The 5619-nt window shown below is 76.7% G+C and carries 5 protein-coding genes; 2 read left to right on the forward strand and 3 right to left on the reverse strand.

The genetic code is table 11. From position 1 onward, the window contains the following. Positions 1-698: 698 nt before the first annotated feature. Positions 699-2339: an amidohydrolase gene (locus AOK09_RS07920; RefSeq protein ID WP_055586406.1), complete on the reverse strand. Its 1641-nt coding sequence runs from the start codon at positions 2337-2339 to the stop codon at positions 699-701. Positions 2340-2370: 31 nt separating this feature from the next. Further along, positions 2371-2811 (reverse strand): Lrp/AsnC family transcriptional regulator, encoded by a 441-nt coding sequence (locus tag AOK09_RS07925; protein WP_055586407.1) that lies wholly within the window; start codon positions 2809-2811, stop codon positions 2371-2373. A 179-nt stretch (positions 2812-2990) separates the two neighbouring features. Between AOK09_RS07925 and AOK09_RS07930 the strand changes: the two genes are divergently transcribed. Both AOK09_RS07930 and AOK09_RS07935 read left to right on the forward strand, forming a co-directional pair. Further along, positions 2991-3947 carry a tyrosine-type recombinase/integrase gene (locus AOK09_RS07930; protein WP_055586408.1) on the forward strand — a complete coding sequence of 319 codons (957 nt, stop codon included), beginning with the start codon at positions 2991-2993 and terminating at the stop codon, positions 3945-3947. A 191-nt stretch (positions 3948-4138) separates the two neighbouring features. Beyond that, positions 4139-4621 carry a hypothetical protein gene (locus AOK09_RS07935; protein ID WP_245687172.1) on the forward strand — a complete coding sequence of 161 codons (483 nt, stop codon included), beginning with the start codon at positions 4139-4141 and terminating at the stop codon, positions 4619-4621. A gap of 149 nt (positions 4622-4770) precedes the next feature. On the opposite strand, the gene AOK09_RS07940 is transcribed toward AOK09_RS07935, so the two are convergent. After that, positions 4771-5619, reverse strand: an 849-nt coding sequence (locus tag AOK09_RS07940; protein WP_055586409.1) for an acyl-CoA dehydrogenase family protein, incomplete at its 5' end; no start/stop codon positions are given.

Raw genomic sequence — 5619 nt, forward strand, 5'->3', positions numbered from 1 at the left:
CGGGCGCCGGGGGCCGGGCTGCCTCGGTGGTGGCGGGGCCGGCCACGGCCGGCTCACCGAGCAGGGGGTCCACGGGCATGGCCACGCGCGCCGCCTCTCTCGTCGGACGGGGTCTGGTGCGCCGACCGGACACGGCGACGTGCGACGACGGTACAACGCTGAGCGGCACGGACGGGAACCGGGACCGCACGGATGATCGGCGCGGGGGCCCGTGGCCCGCACGCGGCGGGTCAGGGACCGGACGCCCTTCGGTCCGACCTGGCGCCCGCCGGCTGCGGGGCGACCGAGAGCCGTTGTCTACTGAGCGTCCGGCCCCCGCCCGGGTCGCACCTGCCCAGCCGGACCCGGTTGGCCTGCCGGCTCCCACGCTCCCCGCGCCGCGACGCTGGACCTGGCTGCCTGTCGGCGGCGCCCCCGGGGGCGCTGCCCGTTGGCCCAGCTGCGGTCACGGGTTTTGGCGTGGAGGTGTTCCGGTCGGGCGACCTGCGGGGGGCAACCCCGGAGGTGGACGGCGTCGAACCTACTCGTAGCCGACCGTCGTCTGTCAACTGCGGCCTGACCTGCGTGTACAGCAGAAAACAGCAGGTCATGGAGGCTCTGGGGGCGCCGGGCGACCCGTACGCCACGCTCTAGGGAGGTATCCCGCACCACCCGATCGGCCGCAGGGGATCTTCGCCGGCGGCCCCTCCGCGACCGGTTCAGAGCGAGCCGTGCACCACCCGGCCGCGCACCACCGTGGCCAGACACTCGGGCAGCGGGCGGCCGGGCGAGAGGTCCGGCAGACCCGGCGTGCCCGACCGGGGGTCGGTGGACCAGCCCGCCACCCGCGAGTCCGGGGCCTGGACGACCAGTTCGCCCGTCCGCCAGACGGCGAAGCAGGCCGGCGCACCCGGCACCAGCACCCCCGCGTCGTCCCGGCCCAGGGCCCGCCAGCCGCCCCTGGTGTGGGCGGTGAAGGCGGCCCGCACCGAGATGCGGTGCTCCGGGGTGCGGTGGAAGGCGGCGGCCCGCACGGTGCCCCAGGGGTCCAGCGGCGTCACCGGCGCGTCCGAGCCGAAGGCCAGCGGCACACCGGCCCTCAGCAGCCGGGCGAAGGGGTTGAGCTGCCGCGCCCGCTCCACTCCCAGCCGCCGGGCGTACATGCCGTCCTCGCCGCCCCAGGCGGCGTCGAAGGCCGGCTGCACCGAGGCGACCAGGCCCAGTTCGGCGAAGGCCGCCACCGAGGCGTCGTCCAGCAGCTCCGCGTGCTCCACCCGGTGCCGCAGCGCCCGGACCCGCTCAAGGCCGACCCGTCCGGCGGCTGTGCGGACCCCCTCCAGCACCGCGGAGAGCGCCGCGTCGCCGATGGCGTGGAAGCCCGCCTGCAGTCCCGCCTCGGTGCAGGCCGCCACATGGCCGGCCACCTGCTCGGCGGTGAGATAGGCGGCGCCGGTGTGCGGGGCGTCCAGGTAGGCCTGGTGCAGACACGCCGTACGAGAGCCCAGGGCGCCGTCCACGAAGAGGTCGCCGCCGACGCCGACCGCGCCCAGGCTGCGCGCGGTGTCGACCGCACCCAGCTCGCCCCAGTAGCCGAACACCTCGGGGCCGCCGCCCTCGGCGGCCAGCGCCAGCAGCCCCGCGAGGTCGTCCGCGGAGGAGATGTCGGGGCCGGCGCACTCGTGCAGCGCGCCGATCCCCAGCGACGCCGCCCGGTCCAGGGTGGCCTGCTGGGCGTCGCGCCGCTGCCCGGGGGTGAGCCGGGCCAGCGCGGTACGGCGGACCGCGTGGTGGGCGTCGCGGCTGAGCGGGCCGTCGGGGTGGTGGCCGGGGAGGGAGGACAGCCCCGTCGCCGGTTCGGCCAGGGCGCGCAGGGCCGTGGAGGCGACGGCGGAGTGGACGTCGGTGCGGGAGAGGTAGACCGCCGCGCCGCCGGCTGCGGCGTCCAGCTCCTGCCGGGTGGGCGGGCGGTTCTCCGGCCAGCCGGTCTCGTCCCAGCCGTGGCCGATCAGCACCCCGTCCCCGGGCGTGCCCAGGCGGCCGTGCGCCTGCTCCTGCTTGACCTGCCGCTCCAGCCGGGCCAGCGCCTCGGCCAGCGAGGGGCAGCCGGTGAGGTCCAGGCCGGTGAGCGCCAGGCCGGTCGAGGTGGCGTGCACATGGGCGTCCACGAAGGCGGGGGTGACCAGGGCCCCGGCCAGGTCCACCACCTCGTCCGCACCGTCGACATAGGCGTCCGCGGCGCCCTCCGAGCCGATCCAGGCGACGGTCTCCCCCTGCACCACCATGGCGGTGGCGAAGGGATCTGCGGGACTGTGGACGTTGCCGCCGCGCAGCAGCACGGTACGGGTGGTGCGATCGGTCATGGCCCCAGTCTGCCGGGCGCCCGCCCGCCGGTCACAGCCGGGGCGCGCGGGCCTCGTACGGAGTGCTGAGCACCACCGTGGTGCGGGTGGAGACGCCGGCCTCGGTACGGATGCGGGCCAGCAGCCGCTCCAGGTCGCCGGGGCCCGCCACCCGGACCTTGAGGATGTAGTTCTCGTCGCCGGCGACGCTGTGGCAGGCCTCGATCTCCTCCACGCCCGCCAGCCGCTCGGGGACGTCGTCGGGCGCGCTGGGGTCGAACGGCTTCACCGAGATGAAGGCCGTGAGCGGCAGGTCCACCGCCTCCGGGTCGACCACCGCGGCATAGCCGCGGATCACCCCCCGCTGTTCGAGCCGGCGCACCCGCTGGTGCACGGCCGAGGTGGAGAGGCCGGTGGCCTTCCCCAGGTCGGTGTAACTCATCCGCCCGTCCTGGACGAGCAACTGCACGATCTGACGGTCGAGATCCTCCACAAGGGGCCAACCTACTGGGCGGCGCGCCCGGATGCCGACTCGGCGGGCGGACCCGGGACGGGCGGGCCGCCCCGCCTGCGGGCGCGGGGCCGGTCGGCGGGCGCCGTCCGGCGCTGCCGCGGGCGCTCCCGGGCCTGTGGCGGGGAGCGTTGTCGGTGGCACTGTCTAGGGTCCTGGTCATGTCCGATTCGCAGCGCGAGACGCCGCCGGCGCGTGGGGTCGCCGAGCTTCAGCGGCTGGTCGAGGGGCTGGTGGAGCGGCCCGACGTGAGCGCCGCCCGGGCGCGGCAGCTGCGCTGGGTGGTGGGGGAGCTCTCCCGTGCCGTGGCGCGGGGGGCGCTGCCGGCCGGCGCGGGTGGTTCGGTGGGCGGTCTGCTGGAGCCCCGGGCGGTGGCCGGCTATCTGGAGTCGGCCGCCCGCGGGGAGCTGCGGCGCCGGGCGGTGCCGGATCCGGAGCGCTCCTCGGACGCCAGCATGCGGGTGCGGGCCGACTGCCTGGCGATCGTGGCCCGGGCCGCCGGGGTGCCGCTGGAGCTGCCGCAGCGGCCCGAGGTGCCGGAGCCCAGGCCGGTCGTGGACGCCCGGCGGCGCGGGCTGATGCTGCGGTCCCTGGCGGACGGCGCGATCCGCCACCGCGCCGACCCGGGGCGGCTGCGGCTGCTCGCCCTGGTGGGGGTGGTGCTCGACACCGGAGCCAGGGCCGGGGAGCTGTGCGCCCTGCGGCTGGGCGATCTGGGCGAGGAGCTGGAGGAGGTCCGGGTGGTCCGGCATCCGCAGGCCCGCTCGGTGAGTCCGCCGCGCACCGAGGTGCTGCCGCTGTCCGCGGGCACCCGGGCGGCGCTGCGCTGGTGGCTGCCGGTCCGCGGGCAGCTGGTCGCGGCGGCGCAGGGCCGGGTGGACGCCCTCTGGGTGTCGGTGCGGGGCAACCACGCGGGGGTGGTGGACGCCGAGGGGCGGGCCAGACGGCGGCCGCCGGGCATGCCGCTGATGCCGCGCGGGCTGGCACGCGCCTACACCCGCACGGTGGCCGATCTCAATGTGGAGCTGGCCGGCTCGCCCGGTTGGGAGCCGCTCCCCCGGCGGCTGGAGCAGCTGCGCCGGGCGGTGGCGGCCGAGCTGGCGGAGGACGGGCGGTGACCGGCGGGCGGGCCGCGGCCGGGGCGGCGCAGGGGCGGTCGGCGGCGCACGGCGGGCGCACATCCGCGGGCCGTGTGACCAAGGACACACCCGATGCATGATGGTGCGTCAACCTGCAGGATTATGTGGGGCACCAGCAGGGAAATGCTGGCTATGGTCATGACCGTGGTGGTCTGGCCCACCCGAGGGGGATGAACATGCCTGTACTGGACCGGCGTATCCGCGGCACCGAGGCGGAAGCGCGCGCCGAGGAGCCGGAGCCCGGCGAGGAACCCACGCCGGGGCACACCGCCGGCGGCCCCGCCTTCGAGATGTTCCGGGGCACCGACCCCGGCGAGGCGGACACCTGGGAGATCGTCCGGCTGCGCTGCCCCGAGTGCGACCGCCCGATCGCGCTGCTCGGCGACGAGGAGCGCTTCCCGCAGCACGCCGTGCTGCGCAGTGCATGGAATCCCTTCGCCTCCGCGGTCTGCCCCGGCTCGGACCGTCCGGTCGACGAGGCGCCGGAGCTGGAGGAGGACCCGGACTTCGACGCCGAGCCCGATCTGGAGGCCCTGCTGGCGCTGCCGGCGGAGCTCGACTGGCGCACCCAGCCGTTCTCCCACGTCGGAGGCCCCGGCTCGCGCCCGGTCCGGGTACCGGTCCAGGCGCACCCGGCCGCACAGCGGCGCTGACCCCCGGCGGCGGCCGGGTGCCGCCGCCGTACTTCCGACCCGTACCGCCCCGGCCCTGCGGCGCCCCGCGCCCCGGCCGCGGGCGGCAGCCGGAGGGCCCCGCCGGGCATCGTGCCCGGCGGGGCCCCCGCCGTGTCCGGGCGGCCCCGTCAGCGGCCGGTGCCGCCGGTGAGACGGCGGCCGATGACCATCCGCTGGATCTGGTTGGTGCCCTCGACGATCTGCAGCACCTTGGCCTCGCGCATATAGCGCTCTGCGGGGAAGTCCTGGGTGTAGCCGTAGCCGCCGAGGACCTGGACGGCGTCGGTGGTGACCCGCATCGCGGCGTCGGTGCAGAACAGCTTGGCCATCGCCGCCTGCTTGGTGAAGGCCAGCCCCGCGTCGCGGCGGCGCGCCGCGGCGAGGTAGAGCGCCCGGCCGGCCTCGACCTGGGTGGCCATGTCGGCGAGCATGAAGGACAGCCCCTGGAAGTCGGCGATCGGGCGGCCGAACTGGCGCCGGTTCCTGGCGTACTCCACGGCCTGGTCCAGGGCCGCCTGCGCCAGCCCCACCGCGCAGGCGGCGATGCCCAGCCGCCCGGAGTCCAGGGCGGAGAGCGCTATCGAGAAGCCCTGCCCCTCCTCGCCGACCAGCCGGTCCGCGGGCACCCGGGCCCCGTCGAAGTGGATCTGCGCGGTGGGCGAGCTCTTCATGCCCATCTTGCGCTCCGGCGGCGCGGCGCTGAGCCCCGGCGTCCCCGCGTCGATCAGAAGGGCGCTGATGCCCGCCGGGCCGGGCTGCCCGGTACGGACCAGGGTGCTGTAGAAGTCGGCGTGGCCGCCGTGGGTGATCCAGGCCTTGGTGCCGTTGACCGTGTAGGTGTCGCCGCTGCGGACGGCGCTGGTGCGCAGCGCCGCGGCGTCGGAGCCGGACTGCGGCTCGGAGAGGCAGTACGCGCCGAGCAGTTCGCCGCCGAGCATCCCCGGCAGCAGCCGCTGCTTCTGCTCCTCGCTGCCGAA

This window comes from Peterkaempfera griseoplana (assembly GCF_001418575.1).
In the GTDB taxonomy this organism is placed as follows: Bacteria; Actinomycetota; Actinomycetes; order Streptomycetales; family Streptomycetaceae; genus Peterkaempfera; species Peterkaempfera griseoplana.

Coding starts and splice junctions, on each gene's coding strand:
- AOK09_RS07930 (WP_055586408.1), top strand. CDS start 2,991: ATGTCCGATTCGCAGCGCGAGACGCCGCCGGCGCGTGGGGTCGCCGAG.
- AOK09_RS07935 (WP_245687172.1), top strand. CDS start 4,139: ATGAACATGCCTGTACTGGACCGGCGTATCCGCGGCACCGAGGCGGAA.
- AOK09_RS07920 (WP_055586406.1), bottom strand. CDS start 2,339: ATGACCGATCGCACCACCCGTACCGTGCTGCTGCGCGGCGGCAACGTC.